General features: G+C 36.2%; 11 protein-coding genes. 3 read left to right on the plus strand and 8 right to left on the minus strand.

What is annotated here, in order from left to right:
* Window positions 1-33: 33 nt before the first annotated feature.
* The 7 genes from dcm to CYJ72_RS04295 all read right to left on the minus strand — a co-directional run bounded on the left by dcm (window position 34) and on the right by CYJ72_RS04295 (window position 10,687).
* The gene (gene dcm, locus CYJ72_RS04265; protein ID WP_284630880.1) at window positions 34-1,311 is read right to left on the minus strand and encodes a DNA (cytosine-5-)-methyltransferase; all 1,278 of its coding nucleotides are present in this window, start codon (window positions 1,309-1,311) and stop codon (window positions 34-36) included.
* Window positions 1,312-1,451: 140 nt separating this feature from the next.
* A complete protein-coding gene (locus tag CYJ72_RS04270; RefSeq protein ID WP_284630669.1) occupies window positions 1,452-2,978 on the minus strand; it encodes a MutH/Sau3AI family endonuclease in 1,527 nt (508 codons plus the stop codon).
* A gap of 20 nt (window positions 2,979-2,998) precedes the next feature.
* Window positions 2,999-3,280 carry a hypothetical protein gene (locus CYJ72_RS04275; protein ID WP_066124566.1) on the minus strand — a complete coding sequence of 94 codons (282 nt, stop codon included), beginning with the start codon at window positions 3,278-3,280 and terminating at the stop codon, window positions 2,999-3,001.
* Between the two features lie 2 nt (window positions 3,281-3,282).
* A complete protein-coding gene (locus CYJ72_RS04280) occupies window positions 3,283-4,047 on the minus strand; it encodes an exodeoxyribonuclease III (RefSeq protein WP_066124570.1) in 765 nt (254 codons plus the stop codon).
* 445 nt (window positions 4,048-4,492) lie between these two features.
* The gene (locus tag CYJ72_RS04285) at window positions 4,493-8,764 is read right to left on the minus strand and encodes an ABC transporter permease (protein WP_284630671.1); all 4,272 of its coding nucleotides are present in this window, start codon (window positions 8,762-8,764) and stop codon (window positions 4,493-4,495) included.
* Between the two features lie 9 nt (window positions 8,765-8,773).
* On the minus strand, window positions 8,774-9,475 hold the full coding sequence (locus CYJ72_RS04290) for an ABC transporter ATP-binding protein (protein WP_066126656.1): 702 nt from the start codon (window positions 9,473-9,475) through the stop codon (window positions 8,774-8,776).
* A gap of 18 nt (window positions 9,476-9,493) precedes the next feature.
* The gene (locus CYJ72_RS04295; RefSeq protein WP_284630674.1) at window positions 9,494-10,687 is read right to left on the minus strand and encodes a class I SAM-dependent rRNA methyltransferase; all 1,194 of its coding nucleotides are present in this window, start codon (window positions 10,685-10,687) and stop codon (window positions 9,494-9,496) included.
* Between the two features lie 137 nt (window positions 10,688-10,824).
* Here CYJ72_RS04295 and CYJ72_RS04300 point away from each other — a divergent pair, with 137 nt between their 5' ends.
* Both CYJ72_RS04300 and CYJ72_RS04305 read left to right on the plus strand, forming a co-directional pair.
* Window positions 10,825-11,394: a TetR/AcrR family transcriptional regulator gene (locus CYJ72_RS04300; protein ID WP_066126660.1), complete on the plus strand. Its 570-nt coding sequence runs from the start codon at window positions 10,825-10,827 to the stop codon at window positions 11,392-11,394.
* 244 nt (window positions 11,395-11,638) lie between these two features.
* On the plus strand, window positions 11,639-13,231 hold the full coding sequence (locus CYJ72_RS04305; protein WP_284630676.1) for an IS1634 family transposase: 1,593 nt from the start codon (window positions 11,639-11,641) through the stop codon (window positions 13,229-13,231).
* Between the two features lie 131 nt (window positions 13,232-13,362).
* Here CYJ72_RS04305 and CYJ72_RS04310 read toward each other — a convergent pair whose 3' ends face one another.
* The gene (locus CYJ72_RS04310; protein ID WP_284630678.1) at window positions 13,363-15,348 is read right to left on the minus strand and encodes a LysM peptidoglycan-binding domain-containing protein; all 1,986 of its coding nucleotides are present in this window, start codon (window positions 15,346-15,348) and stop codon (window positions 13,363-13,365) included.
* Between the two features lie 128 nt (window positions 15,349-15,476).
* Between CYJ72_RS04310 and mnmM the strand changes: the two genes are divergently transcribed.
* The gene (gene mnmM / locus CYJ72_RS04315) at window positions 15,477-16,043 is read left to right on the plus strand and encodes a tRNA 5-(aminomethyl)-2-thiouridylate-methyltransferase MnmM (RefSeq protein WP_284630680.1); all 567 of its coding nucleotides are present in this window, start codon (window positions 15,477-15,479) and stop codon (window positions 16,041-16,043) included.
* Window positions 16,044-16,067: the final 24 nt, after the last annotated feature.

Below are 16,067 nucleotides of genomic sequence, written 5' to 3' on the forward strand. Positions count from 1 at the left end.
TTCAAGTCCCTTTTTTATATTTAAAATACTATATTACTGATATTCTTTCTCTATTTTTTCAATACCCTTGCCAATTTTCTCGACGACCATCGTAACGAGTGCATTTCCCATAAAGAACATTCGCATTTTATCCGATACTTCTTCAACCTCACCATTCACCATTTTCTTGGCAGTCCAATTATCAGGAAAATGTTGTAATCTTTCAGCTTCAATGGGTGTTAGTAATCTATATTTTCCATTTTGTTCAATGAAGTGTGTAGATCTATTGACTGTTCCTTCAGAAGTTAACATTGTTCTACCTGGAAGATTTAAATCGTCTGTAGGTGACATACCACCTTCTGAATAGTAATATTGATGTCCATCTGTAGAGGTTCTTAATATTTTTTTAGCTCCACGCAGATATTGAAATTTCTCCAATTTTGCTTTATCTGTAATAAAATACTTACTAGGTACTTCTTTCTCGGATTGTATAATATCTTTTAAAGGAATCGGATTTTCTTTATCGTAAGGTATTGTATCGATAGAATAAAATTTACCGTGTCGCATAATACCGGTATTCCATACTGTTCCAGAAAAATTTTCTGATACTTCTACAATGTCTTCTGGTAATTCATAAAAAACTTTACGTTCTTTATTAGGTATCGGTAACACTGGAAATTCTTTCGCAAATAAACCATCACTAAAAATATATTTGTTGTATCTATTTTCATCAAAAATAATATCAGGATTATCTTCAAATTTTTCATCCAAATTCAATGCATATGGTAAATCATTTCTGAACACAAAGAAAAATACTCTTCTTCTTCTTTGTGCGCCACTATAATCTGCAGCATTAATAACTCGCCATTCAACTGAATAACCTAAATTATTAAAAGCTGTTAACATAATAGCAAAATCTCTTCCACGTTGTTTTGAAGGAGCTTTTAACAGACGATCCACATTTTCCAAAATTAAATATTTAGGTCTAATGGCTTCTGTTGCTCGAATTATTTCCCAAAATAAAACTCCTTTTTTCCCTTCAATTCCTTTTTCATTCTTTTTACTTCTGGCTACGGAATAATCTTGACATGGAAATCCTCCAACAATCATATCAGCATCCATTGCTGAAAATCTTTCATCTGAAATAGTTGCGATATCTTCATTTATGTTTTCACTCTCAGGAAAATGATATTGATATACTTCGAAAGCATCTTGTGACTTTCTTGATGGTTCCCATTGGTTACTCCATTTGGTTATATATAATTTATCATTTGCTTTTTCGAGTCCGACTCTAAAACCACCTACTCCAGCAAATAATTCTAAAACATTTATTTGTTCCACTCTATCACCTCTTCTTACACTTTACCAATTATACATGAATAACAAAAAAAGATCAACTCAAAAATGTTTATCGATTTTAAATACGTAAAAATAAGACTTTACACTTGAAAAAAGGAGCTAAAACTAGCTCCCTAATCAATTAATTCTGAAATTTGTTCTTCAATATAATTATTATTCAACCAAAAACACTGTTTAGTCATCCATTGATTGCTAAACTGATCTGGCTTATTAGTCCATTTTGCTGGAACAGGTAATCTATCAGCATTAGGATTATTCTCTAAATAACTAGCTTTAGCTGCATGTGGTCTAACAGACAATATTTTATCATCACTAATCTTGGTGAAATTATTATGCACTCTCTTACTAGTGGGATTGTATTGTAATTCGACCCCTGTATTTAATATATCCACGGTATCTTGCCAGACTTCCTGGACTTGATTATCTAAATCAGAAATCGGCATATTCCAAAATTTTGCACCCTTAAAAATATATTCTTCATTTTCATTTTCTTGAAATACAATGAATAAAAATCGACTTATCTCGAAAAATTCTCTTAAATCGGAACTTTCCCAATTTTGTTGTGATAACTCTTCGAAATTAAACGCTGGAAACGACATGCTTTCTTTAATACGTTTATTTTTTTGGACACGTACAGTTTTAATTTGAATATTGGCTTTTTTAATTTCTTCTAAATCTTCAATTTTATTTTGAATATCTAACATTCTACTGACAACCATTGGAATGATTGATTTAGAAAAGTTTCCAGATGCACTTTCTCGTAAGTCAAATTTAAAAATTAATTGACTTAAACTCATCCCTGTATATTTACTAAATGTACCAAGCAATACCTGAGAAAAAGATTCTTTTCCTTTTATAAATTTTTCACTTGGTTGTTTCACCTTTTTATCGTGCTGATATTCGACCACTTCATCAATTAGGTCTGGGCGTAAAGGAAAATCAAAAGGTTCTAATCTAATTGCCTCATCAACTTTTGTTCCTAAAATATAGTTTCTTAAAAGCTCTGTCATATAACTAGCTTTCAGAGAATATGCTCTTTGTTTCGCAGGTATATCGCTACATGGTTGTCTACGAATAGAATTTCTATTTGCTCCCTTAGTACATGCCGCTAAATAATTAGTCAGCCCTTCAGAAATCTCATGAGCTTTTCCTTGAGCAATATAATCTTGAATAATTTGCCAGTCATTTTTTATTTCTTCAATATCACTTTCTGGTATTGTAAATAAAGCACAATGCGAAAAGAACCATTCATCTCGTGGTAATTTAGGATTGTACTCATAAAAACCTAATTCAATTAATTTATTTTTCAACCAAAAAGAAGATGTCTCAAATGTTTTACCAAGTTCTTCTTCATAATTAATAATATTGAAAACTAGTCTTTCTTTAGCAGAATATGTACTATTCTTATTTTGTTTATATGGTGTTGCTTTTAATTCAACCCCTGCTTCTACTAAATCTGCTCCAGCAACAGAATTTTTGGGAACTTTAAACCAAGCTTCCCATGCATCTCCTGCAGTTGCTTTATTAGACTTAACCTCTTCAATATTATTTGACAACATCATTTCTTTAAAAGGGATACCTAATCCTTCAATTGCACGATTATGTATCTCTTCAACTGTCTGATATGGAGAATACTCCATAAAACTCCCTCCTACTTCCCTCAATCTCTTGGTGTTAATGAACAAGAGGTTCCATTTAAGTCAATTAACTCAAAAATAATGCGGTTATTGGGTAATAAAACTGCTGGCAGTCCAGATTGTCCCCATTGTTTAAAGGGTTCAAATTCCATACGACGGGCTTTAAAGGCTTCAAACTCTTGACGATTAGCTTCTGACTCACTGACATCTACTTTTTCATATTCAACACCTTGTGCTTCTAATTCATCAATGAATTTTTGTGAAACGGCATCTTTTGAATCATAATATAATTTATAAACTGACATAATTATTCTCCTATCTCTAATTCGATTGGGCAATGATCACTGCCCATTACTTCAGGTCTTATTTTGACATCATGGATACGATCAATAATGTTTGGTGAGACGACAAAATAATCAATTCTCCATCCAACATTACGTTGACGTGCTTTATTCATATAACTCCACCATGTATAAGCACCGGTCACTTCTGGGTTACGATAACGAAACACATCAACATATCCAGCTTCGATGACTTGTGAAAATTTAGTGCGTTCTTCAATCGTAAAACCAGCATTTTTAGTATTCGTTTTAGGATTTGCTAGGTCAATTTCTTGATGAGCAACATTTAAATCCCCACAAAATACAATCGGTTTAATCGCATTTAAAGTATTTAAATAAGCGAGGAAATCATCTTCCCAAAGTTGACGATAATCTAACCGAGTCAAGTCCCGTTTCGCATTCGGTGTATAAACCGTTACTAAATAATAATCGGCAAACTCTAAGGTTATCACACGCCCTTCTTGGTCATGATCTTCAATGCCAATACCATATGTCACCGATAATGGTTTTATCTTAGTAAAAATAGCGGTGCCTGAATATCCTTTGCGCACAGCTGAATTCCAATACTCATAATATCCTAACTCACTAAAGTCAAAATCCACTTGGTCTTCTTGGGCTTTGGTCTCTTGTAAGCAAATAATATCTGGGTTGGACTCCTCCAGATAACTTTGTAAGGCGCCTTTATTTAATACTGAACGAATGCCATTGACATTCCATGATGCTAATTTGATTGACATAACTTCACTCCTTACTCTTTAGTATAATTCGCTTTGGCTTTTTATGCCAATATTCTTGACTTTTTGTTTTAGTTACAGATATATTTTACATATCTACGCAAAATTTTAAGTTGCTTTTAACTACTCGTCCTATAATAAAGACAAGCTTGTGATAGGAGCAAACTTCTCTCTCCTAAATATTTTAAAAACTTTATTATCCTATCACAGACTTAATAAATAATATATTGCACAACAATTCATTTTTTAGACTCCCTAGTCAAGTAAAGAAGATTATTTTGTGCAGGATGAGAAATTTAATTGAAGAACAGTACTTTCACTTAACTTTCTATCCAATCCCTATCTATTAGAACCGGTGTTTCTCCGGTTCTTTTTTTATTAAAAAAGCAGTTAGGTCACTGAATCATCTTCAGCTTTCCTAACTGTTTTTTATTTTCTGCGACTATTCTACTGCTTTTAAGGCTTCTACCATATCGATTTTCTTCAATTTTTGATGCATTACGAGCATGACAATTGAAGAGAATAAGAAGGTCATTGCGGCCGAAATCAAGTGACTTGGCCAATTAATGATCGGATAGAAGAATAAATTAGGCATTTGAATTGTTTTTAAAATATATTGATTGAGGATAACACCAAGGCCCAATCCAATCACTGAACCAATCGCAGTTAAAATCAATACTTCATCATAAATATACATGCTGACTTCACGGTTATAAAACCCTAATACTTTAATTGTCGATAATTCTCGTAGTCGCTCTGAAACATTGATATTCGTTAAATTATACAAGACGACAAAGGCTAAGGCGGCCGCTGAAATAATCAATACTAAGGTAATGACATTTAAACTTCCCATTGTTTCTTGAACATTGTTTTCTATCGAATCTAAACTTAAGTAAGTTAACACGGCTTCTTTATCCGAAAAATCTTGTTCTAATTGATGACTATCTGCATTCGCACCATATTGCATCAATAAGGCATTAAAGGTTGGTTCTTCCTCAAAGATTGTTTGATAATTTTCCGGTGAAAGGTAAACATAGTGTTCGATATAATTTTCTACAATTTTGCTGACGGGAATATCTACTTCATTACCGTCATTATCGACTAAATGAAGCATATCACCGACACCGACATTGACATATTCGGATAATCTTTCAGAAATAACAGCACCCTGTTCTTGACTCAAATCAATCAATTGCTCTGGTGTTTGTCTTTCATGAATATCTAAGAACCCTTGATAATCATCTAAAGGCACGATAACCGAAACGCTTTGCACCGCTGCATTAGTGTCGGTTTGCCAATTAGCTGAATGAATTTCTAACGTTTTATCGAGTTCAGAATGGTGGGACACTTCATCAATGACTTGATCTTTTTTTGCTTGTTCAGCATCCTCATCTAAATATAATACCGCATCATAACGTTGTAATTGCTTGAATTGTGTTTCCACTAATCCATCAATCGTGTCACTAATACCAAATCCAGTGACGATTAACATCGTACAGCCCGCAACACCTACCAATGTCATGGCATTTCGTCCTTTATAACGTAAAAGATTCCGAATGGTCATTTTACGATTAAAGGAAAGTCGATTCCAGATGAATCCAATGCGTTCAATCATCGTTTTCTTACCTGCTTTAAGTGGTTCTGGTCGTAATAATCGAGCCGGCTGTTCTCTTAAATATTGTAATGGCGTCCAAATCGCTGGAATCAAGGCACACGATAAGGCAATTAAGGCAACTAACCCATTCAATTCATGCGAACGCACGGTTACCGCACTATCAAAGTGGAATAAACTATTATAAGCATTCATAATCACTGGTGGGAAAATACGATACCCTAATTCAATCCCAATGACTGTCCCAATGACCGTGGCTAATAAGGCGTACATCACAAATTTACTTAGGATGACATGGTTAGGGTAACCCATTTGTTTCATCGTTCCCATGTAATTACGTTGTTCACTAACCATTCGTTTAATCGTTGTAAAGGTCACTAACACCGCAATCGCAAAGAAGAAGAGTGGAAAGACGGTACTAATCTGCTTAATTTGATTCGCATTATCATACAAACTATCATAAGAGTCAAAGCTATCACGTTGATTTAAATAATAAGTCGGTTCTTTTAAGTCATCGACTTCTTTTTGGCCATCTGCCAAATCGGCTTCGGCTTTTTTCAATTCTTTTAAAGCATCTTTTTTCTCTGACTTGAATTTTGCGAGATTTTCTTCATACTCTTTTTGGCCATCTTCTAATTCTTTTTTAGCGTCTGCTAGTTCTTTTTGACTGTCTTCAAGTTCAGTTAAGCCATCAGCTAATTGAGTCTCACCGTCTTCAATTTCTTGTAGGGCAGTGGCTAATTTTTCTCGTCCTGTGGCTAATTCATTGAAGGATGAAGCTAATTGTTCTTTACCCGCATTCAGTTGACTCCAACCATTGTCGAGTTTTTCTCTGGCTGTTGCTAACTCTGATTTTGCAGTGTCAAGTTCAGTCTGACCTGCTTGCTTTTCTTTATCAAATTTAGCTTTACCTTCTTGATAGGCTTTAAGACCAGTTGCGTACTCATTCCAACCTTGTTCATAGGCTTTTTGCCCTTTATTTAAAGTCGCTTCGTTCGTTGCGATTTCTGCTTGAGCCGTAGCAAATGCTTGAAGACCAGCTTGTAAGCCTTCAATTTGGGTTTGTAATGAAGCTATGGCCCCGGCTAATTGTTCAACTTTTTTAGCTGTTTCCGGACTAATTAATTGGTTAAGTCCCGCCAATTGTTCTTCTAAAGTTGCTTTTTGACTTTCTAGCTCAGTTACTTGGTTAGTTAACGCCGTTTTTTGCTCTGAAATGGTGCTTAGTTGAGCTGACAGTTCATCGCGAGTAGTTATAAGCGGTGCTAATGTTGCTTGTTCAGCCGTCAGCGTATTATGAGTCTGCGTCACCAATGCATCAGCTTCTTGTAATTGTGCTTCAACCGTCGCATACTCTGTTGATTCTGGATCTAAATTTTCTAATTGAGTCGCCTGTTCATCGCGCGCTTGCACTGCTTCGTTATAAGCTAGTTGTGCCTGATCAACGATTGCTTGTTGTTCGGTGACCGTTGCTTCCACTGTTGCTAACTCTTCGGTTAAACTACTTTCAGATTCGGCTAATGGTGTTAAATGCTCATTAAGTTCTGCTAATCCTGCTTCCACTTCAGCTATACCGGCATTGACTTGCTTAATTTGTTCGGGAGCAGCTTTAATTTGCGATTCTAGAGTGGTTTTTTGATTGGTCAACTGTGTCAATTGTTGTTGTAAATAAATAACAGTTAACTCCCCTTGAGACGTCGATTCAGCTAATATTTTTTGATTTGTTTGCTCATCAAATTGTCCTTGTTGGGCTTGTGTTTTTAAGTTGCTTAAATTCTCTGCTAAATTCGGAATCTTTTGCTGTAATTCGTTAGCCATTTGTTCTTGGCCTTTCGTTAATTCAGCTTTACCACTTTCTAACGCTGTCCAACCTTCATCTAATTGTGCTTTTGAAGCATCCAGTTGCTCTTTGGCTTCATCTAATTTTGCTTTATTAAGTGACAATTCACTTTGAGCACTACTGATTTTTTCATTAAAGGTTTTTACTCCTGACTGATATTCTGCCAGACCTGCTTGATACTCGGCTTCACCATTATTTAGTGTTGCTTCTTGTGTTTCAATTTCTTTCAAACCTGATTGATAAGCTGCTTCACCACTTTCAAGCTCTGCTAAGCCATCATGGTATTCATTCCGTCCATCGGCTAATTTTGTCGAAGCTGATGCCCATTCGGCATAGCCTTTGGCCAGTTCTTCACTGCCCGATTCATATTGAGATTGACCTTCTGAAAGTTCTTCTTTGGCTGATTCTAATTCTTTTTCAGCACTTGCTAATTCAGCATAGCCTTCATCAATTTCTTTTGCTCCATCTGATAAAGTTAAATTCAAGTCATCTTTTAATTGTTGTAGACGAATTTCTGGACGTTCGGCGAATGCTGCTTCTAAATCACTTTGGACATCATCCATCACTTGATTATATTGGTCAGAATAGGCGCGATAACGACCGGCTTCTGTTGACCAATAAAGGACTTCAGTATAAATATCGCCTGCAACCGCTTCTGGCATCACTAAAACATAGCCATTAATATTGCTAACACCACGACTAATTTTTGAAAAATACAGTGGTGTATCAACAAAACCAGTCACCTTAAATTGGGTACGGGTTAAGTAGGGGGCTTGTAACCCCTCCAAATTGGTGTCTTCATCTTCTTTAGGAGCGGCACTGAATTGTTCTAATTCAACGACATCCCCAATGTTTATGTCTGATTGACGATATTTAATATCCAAGGCTATCTCATCTGCTTTTTGCGGCAATGCGCCTTCCACTGCAAAGAAATAATCTTTATTATTATTAGGATACACTTTAACTCGTTCAGATAATGGGTTTAAGGTGGTCTCTAAAGCTTTTAAGGGGTCTACAGTGAGTCCTTTTTCTTCAATTAATTGAATATCATCCTCATTTAAACCTAAAGTCGATAGAATTTGGCCATCAGGCAAATGATATTGCTCATAAAATTGACGTGCCGTTTCTACCATGGCAGGACTCGTAGCCCGAATGCCGACAAAAAAAGCGACTCCTAATAACATAATGAGTAGAATGGATAGAAATCTCGGCCAAGATTTTTTTATTTCTGTTAAGTTATCTTTCCATATAACTTTATTCATCATTCTCACCTACCATGTAATATCCGCTACTAACTTGGGTTGTTCATTGGCTCGTTCTGATTTTACTTTTCCGTTACGAATCTCAATGACGCGATCGGCCATTTGCGCAATTGCTGAGTTATGAGTAATGACAATCACGGTTGTATCGGAGTTACGCGATGTATCTTGCAATAACTGTAAAATTTGTTTTCCTGTCTCATAATCTAAGGCACCGGTCGGTTCATCACATAATAATAATTTGGGTTGCCCCGCAATCGCCCGAGCAATCGAAACTCTTTGTTGTTCCCCACCTGATAATTGCGCCGGAAAATTGTCTAAGCGATGCCCCAGTCCGCAATCTTCTAGTACTTTTTGAGCATTCATACCTGATTTTGCAATTTGGATCATTAACTCGACATTTTCCTTAGCAGTCAAATTAGGAACTAAGTTGTAATTTTGGAAAACAAAGCCAACAGAATTGCGTCTATAAGTGGTTAATTTGCGTTCACTATATTGCGCAATATCCTCGCCGTCAATCAAAACTTGACCACTGGTCGCTTGATCCATTCCACCTAAAATATTCAATGTAGTCGATTTTCCGGCACCTGATGGTCCTAAAATGACAACAAATTCGCCACGTTCAATCGTAAAGTCAATGCCATCATTAGCTCGAGTCACCACTTCTCCAGTGTGATACTCTTTGACCACATCTTTAAATTCAATATAACTCACTTTCTCACCTCATTTATGCTACTGTGCTCGATAATAAACCAAAACTTTTAAATATTGACTCGCTTCATCAGCAGACGTAGGATAGTCATCCGGTAAACCAAATGATTGAATTAAATAATATTCTCCTGCTGCTGCAAGAGCTACTTGGTTCATATCATCCATAAATAGTTCTTTAGGGTAACCACTATGATTGGTACTTAATACACAAAAACCACCGGGAGCTGTTAGTTCAAACAAATCTGCCGCTAATTGACGATAATCGGTTTCTGCTCTAAATAAGTAATCTTTCGTGCGAGCAAAACTAGGTGGATCACAAACAATCCAATCAAAAGTTCGTTGATGACGTTTTGCATATTGAATATAGTCAAAGACATCCATGACTCGAATCTCATGATTTTCCGTTGGCGCTTCGATCTGATTCAAGGCAAACTGTTCAGTCGTTTTTTCTAAACTACGATTCGCTACATCCACACTGATTGTATGCTTAGCTCCTCCCACAGCGGCCGCTACCGAAAAGCCACCGGTATAGCTAAATAGATTTAATAAACTCGCTCCGGCTACTTGACTTTGAATAAATTGACGTACTTCACGTTGGTCCAAAAATAAACCGGTCATCCATTCTGAACCTAAATAAATCGCATAACGAATATTGTTTTCTAAGATTTCAATCGGTTGTGGCGCTACCTCGCCATAAGTATGTTCAATCGGTTGTTCTGCTTCAATCAATTTGAACCGTTTGGTTTCATAAACGCCTTTAATTTGCGGTAAAAAGTATAATAAGACTTTGATAAAGGTTGCTCGTTCGGCAAAGACTGCGCGATTATACCAGTTAATTTGAATAAAACCATCATACCAATCGATGGTGAGGCCACCTAAACCATCGCCTTCACCATTAAACAGACGAAAAGCTGTCGTTTCTTCACTATCAAAAAATTCTTGGCGTTTTTCAATCGCATCTTCAATGACATTTTCAATAAAATCTTGATTAAAATAAATGCGTTCATGATCAGTAAAGACCCAAGCAATGCCTTTATTTTGATGACCAACAATAGCTTTCGCAATAAATTTTTTATCATTATCTACTAGTTGTAAAATCGTGCCGTCACTTTGACCCGCTGCAGCTTCTTGATTGACGAAGTCTTCAGCTTGTAATAAACATTCGCCTCGCTCAATCCTTTCAATCGCTAGTTGGGTTAATTTATGTAATCTCATATAGTTCTCCTCTATACATTTAATCATCTTGGTGTTACAATAGTAACACCAAGTCGATTTTTGTGCAATAAATTTTGATTGTGTTGTGACAGATTTTGAAAAAATGATACATCTTTACCTAAAGGGAGGTAAATTTTATGAAAAACAATAATCAAGAATTAAATCAATTAACAAAAGATTCTTTAAAAACAGCCTTAATGCAACTTTTAGCTGAAAATTCTGTCGAAGAAATTAAAGTCACTTCCTTAACTAAAAGAGCCGGTGTCTCGCGCATGGCTTATTATCGTAACTATCCATCCATCACTGCCTTGTACCATGAACTTTATGATGATTATTTCAGACAATTTTTCCAATCAAATCTAAAATACTTAATTGATAATCAACAACAAACATTTTGGGTGGCACTCTTTGAATTTATCTTTGAACATCAAGAGGCGGCTAAAGTATTATTGTCAACTAAAGAAAATCCCCATTTTTTAGACTATTTAAATCAAGTTTTTTGTAATCCAATTGAACATATCACCGATCGCTATCTGATACGGGGCGTGGTCGGTAGTGTGTTTAATGTGTTAACAGAATGGGTTCAAAATGAGTTTGATTTAACACCGGCTGAAATTGCCCCTCTATGTGTTAATTTAACTGAAAATGTAAAAATCGAATCCCAACCTTTTACAACCATACAAAAATATGGAGAACAAGCGCCGTAATCGTTTAAAAAAGACTCTATACTTTTTGGTAACAGAAAATTCTCTGTTGATTCTCATCGATATTCTTGGCGAGATAGGCAGAAATGGCTGGGGCATTTGTATTGGTTCTCTTGAACTAATCCTGAATTCCCGCGACTCATAACAAGGAAACTTGCTCAAAAGATTGATTGTATAATCTTTAGAGCACTTTTTTATTCCCTTTATCCTCGTTATGTGTTATTATTATCGTAACGAGGTGAGAACGATGACGAAAAAGAAACAACCTAATTTGATTAAACAATTCGATAAGCGGACTGGAAATACCTACTTTTATGAATCCATTGCTTATTGGGATTCTGAGAAAAAACAATCACGTGCTAAACGAAAATTAGTCGGTAAGCTTGATCCTGAAACAGGTAAGATGGTTCCGACCGATGGTCGAATGAAAAAGAAAAAAACAACCGCCGTTTCTATGCCACTCTTAACAGAAATTAAACGTTCCTTTTATGGGGCAACTTATACTTTGTCTCAACTGGCAAAAGAAGTTGGTTTAACAGAAGATTTAAAGGCTATGTTCCCTGATGATTATCAAGCATTATTAGGGTTAGCTTATTATTTGGTTTTAGCTCCTTCTAGTTCGATGCAGAAATTTAATCAATGGGCCGAACTTCATCATCTGCCGTTTGATTTAAGTAGCTTAACCTCACAACGGATTAGTGAGTTGTTTCAGCGAATTACCGAAAAAGAAAAACAAGCTTTTTTTAAGGCTCAAGTTGCGCGTCAATCAGAGGAGTCCTATTGGTTTTATGATACCACCACGATTTCAAGCTATTCACAAAAGTTACGCCAAGTGCAGTATGGGTACAACAAGGAAGATGACTTACTCGCTCAACTTAACCTAGCACTATTATTTGGGAGTGAGTCTAGACTTCCTGTTCTCTATCGACCGTTAGCTGGCAATATACCCGACGCTAAAACCTTACCTTGGCTGATGAGTTTGTTTGATGAGTTAACGGATCGCCCGATTCAACTCGTTTTAGATCGTGGGTTTTATAAAGCGGAGAATATTTTGTTGATGTGTCGTGAAGGCATTACCTTTATTCAAGGGGCCAAAGTATCGCTTAAGTATGTGAAAGAAGCTTTGAGTCAAATGGCACCCACGATGGAACATCCTCAACACTATGATGGTGCGACCAATTTATATCGTCAACAACTTACCATCAATCAAGTGTTCAAAGCATCGGAAACATCCGGTTATCCGGTGACCCTCCATGCTTACTTAAATAGTGAGCGAGCTACCGAGGAACGCATTCGCTTCCATAAACAGCTTCAGGATTGGGAACGCGAATTACAAACGAATCACTTAATTGAAGCTCATCAAAAGGCTTATAACACTTACTTTAAAGTCACAAAAGAAAAAGGTAAGGTCGTCTCAGTGAGCATGAAGGATGAGGCAATCGCTGAGAAGTTAGCTTATGCGGGCTATTTTGTTTTGTTGTCGAATAGTCGGATGACAAGCGCTCAAGTACTCAGTCATTATCGAGACAAAGATCAAGTTGAAAAAGCCTTTATGAATTTAAAAGACCGCTTGAATATGCGACGGTTAAGGGTTTCTTCCGAACGGGGATTAGAAGGGAAAATATTTGTACAGTATTTAGCTTTAATTTTAGTGTCGGAACTAAAACGTCGGATGGAACAAGCAAATTTGTTTAAGGAGCATACGTTAGACGAAGTGTTAGAAGCGTTCAATCGGATTGAATGTTTTGTGCATCCTTCGTTCGGTATGACCATTGGAGAAATACTTCATAAGCAAGAAGTTTTATTTGAATCACTCCGTATAAAAATCCCGCCTCGTTAGGAGTGCGGGAATTCAGGACTAATAGGCAGAAATGGCTTGGTCATTCACCCCTATTTTATCAATAAAAAAAAGACAATATCTTTAGCGTTAATGCTTAAAGGATATTGTCTTTTAAATTACCTAAAATTTTATTAATAATTAATAACTTGTCCGACAGAAATAATCGTTGAGCCACCATTAGCTGCAATTAATGTATTCACATCGATACCTGATCGTCTTGCGATGCTATAAAGAGTATCACCGGCTACTACGGTATAACTACCAGTAGTTGACGTTACAGTTGTAGTTGGTGCTGGAGTTTCTGTTACGGTCGTCGTTGCGCTTGTTGTATCTGTTGTGCTTGTTGACGTCGTTGGTTCATTGCTAGTGTTATTATTAGCTACTGTTGAACCACTAACCACTAAACTTTGACCCGGATGTAATACCGTTCCTTCAGCTAGTCCATTGGCACTTAAAATTTGGCCAACAGTTGTTTGGTGACGGCTAGCGATTGACCATAAGGTATCTCCTGCTACAACGGTATAATTACCATTGGAAGTTGATACTGGTGTCGTCGTTGCTTCTTCTTTTTCTGTAACTGACGTCGAATCCGTTTGAGTAGTTGCTACACTTGGTATTGTAATGACTTTACCAGCTATTAAATTTTGTCCATTTTGAGCCATTAAACTTTCAACGGAAACATTGTATCGACGAGCTAATGACCAATAAGTATCGCCCGCTTTTACAGTATAGTTACCTTTAGTATTGGTTGGCGTTGAGTTAGTAGACTCTTCTTTAGGACTGTTATTTTCAGTTGATGCTTGAGTCGTTTGACCCGGAACAACTAATTTTTGTCCGACATATAAACTAGAAGAACTAGTATTATTTAAACGTTGTAATTCACCCGCACTAACACCCAATCGACGTGCTAATGACCAATAGGTGTCCCCCGCTTTAACGGTATATTGACCTTGTTGAGTAGGGGTTGTTGGCGTTTCTGGTTTAGACGTTTCTGGTTTTTCAGCTGACTTTTGTCCAGGAACAACTAATGATTGACCTACAGATAAATGGGCTGAGGTCGTGTTGTTTAATTTTTGTAATTCTGCTACACTCACACCAAACTTTTTAGCTAACTGCCAATATGAATCACCAGCCACTACTTTATAGCTACCATTAGCTGTTGATTCTGGACTAGATGGTGTTGGCGTTTCAACGGTGGTTTCTTTTTCCGTTTCATTTTTTTCTGTATTCGCTACTCCAGGAATACGAATCGCTTGACCTACAAATAAATTGCCATTCGTCGCATTATTCGCATTTTGTAATGATTTAACATCCACACCGAATTTACGCGCTAATGACCAGTAAGTGTCTCCAGCTTCAACCACATAATTGGTGGTCGTACCATTGTTAGTCGTGTTTTCTTCAGTACCACCTTGGTTGTTATTATTATTTTGATTATTATTTGACTGATTAGCTACTGTATCATAGGCAGTTAAATTGTTTTGTTGAATAATCGCGTTTAACTTCGATGCGTAAGAAGTATCCGTCGCATAACGACCGGTTAAATGGCGAGTGGCATCTTGATAGCTATTCGTTTGGCTAACACGTGCCCCTAAATAATAATTATGGCGCCAACTATTGGCACCATTATCCCCTGTTAAAATATTAGCATAATCTTGTAATGAGCCGGCATAATCATCATAACGTTTGAATGCTTCATTGGCTACATAATAATTGCCAGTACCATCATCTTCTAAAGTGTCCATATTAACGGTATTATCAGATGAGCTTCCTTTAATCCCAAATAAATTATGATATGGCGCTCTTGCTAAGGTAGAATTTCCCCATCCAGATTCTAATACGGCTTGAGCGATCATAACAGATGCATATAAATCATTAGAAGCGGCAATTTTCTTAGCACTATCTGTGACAAGGTTTAAAAATTCACTCTTACTTAATCGTGTATTAGATGTCGTTTGAGCCATAACATTAGATGGCTTCGTTGTGGATTCAATAAATGCTGCCGTTGAAAACATAATTAATCCAATATTAAAAGCTTTACGAATTTTTTTCATTCGTTCAACTTGTTTATTTCTCTGTTGTTTCTTTACTGTAACGCGTCTAGATTGAACTGGCACTCGATTCGCCTCCTAAATTATATTCATGTTTTATTCTAACCCAAATTAAGTTATAATTATAGGGATTCCGATGATTTATCGTTAAAGCTTAATGATTGTAATATAATTGAAACACGAGGAGAGTTGTTATGAAAAATGCTTTACACTTTAGCCATCAACTGCTAGCAGATTTAATTCAACGTTTCCCTAATGGCACTTATATTGATGCTACCTTAGGTAATGGCAATGATACTCATTTTATAATCAATCAACCTCATTTTAAAGGACATGTTTATGGCTTTGATATTCAAAAACAGGCCATTCTCAATTCCAGTGCAAAACTTGAGTCGCATCCAAAATATCAATTAGTCAGTTTAATTGAAAAGAGTCATGATCAGATAGAAAAGATAATCAGCGAACCAACCATTGCTGGAGCTATCTTTAATTTAGGGTATTTACCTGGTGGTGACCATGACATTACCACTCATTTTCATAGTACACTGTCGGCTATTGAACAGATTGCCGAAAAATTAGTTAAAAGAGGTCAGATTTTATTAGTGATTTATTCTGGGCATCCAGCAGGTATGATTGAAAAGCAAAAATTATTCGATGTCTTATCGACATGGTCTCAAAAAGAATACCAAGTCCTACAATATGAATTTATTAATCAACAAAATCAGCCACCCATGTTATTAATAATCGAAAAAATTAAATGAAAAATAAACGTAGACTATGATAAA

The sequence above is a fragment of the Globicatella sanguinis genome (assembly GCF_002847845.2).
GTDB classification, from domain to species: Bacteria; Bacillota; Bacilli; order Lactobacillales; family Aerococcaceae; genus Globicatella; species Globicatella sanguinis.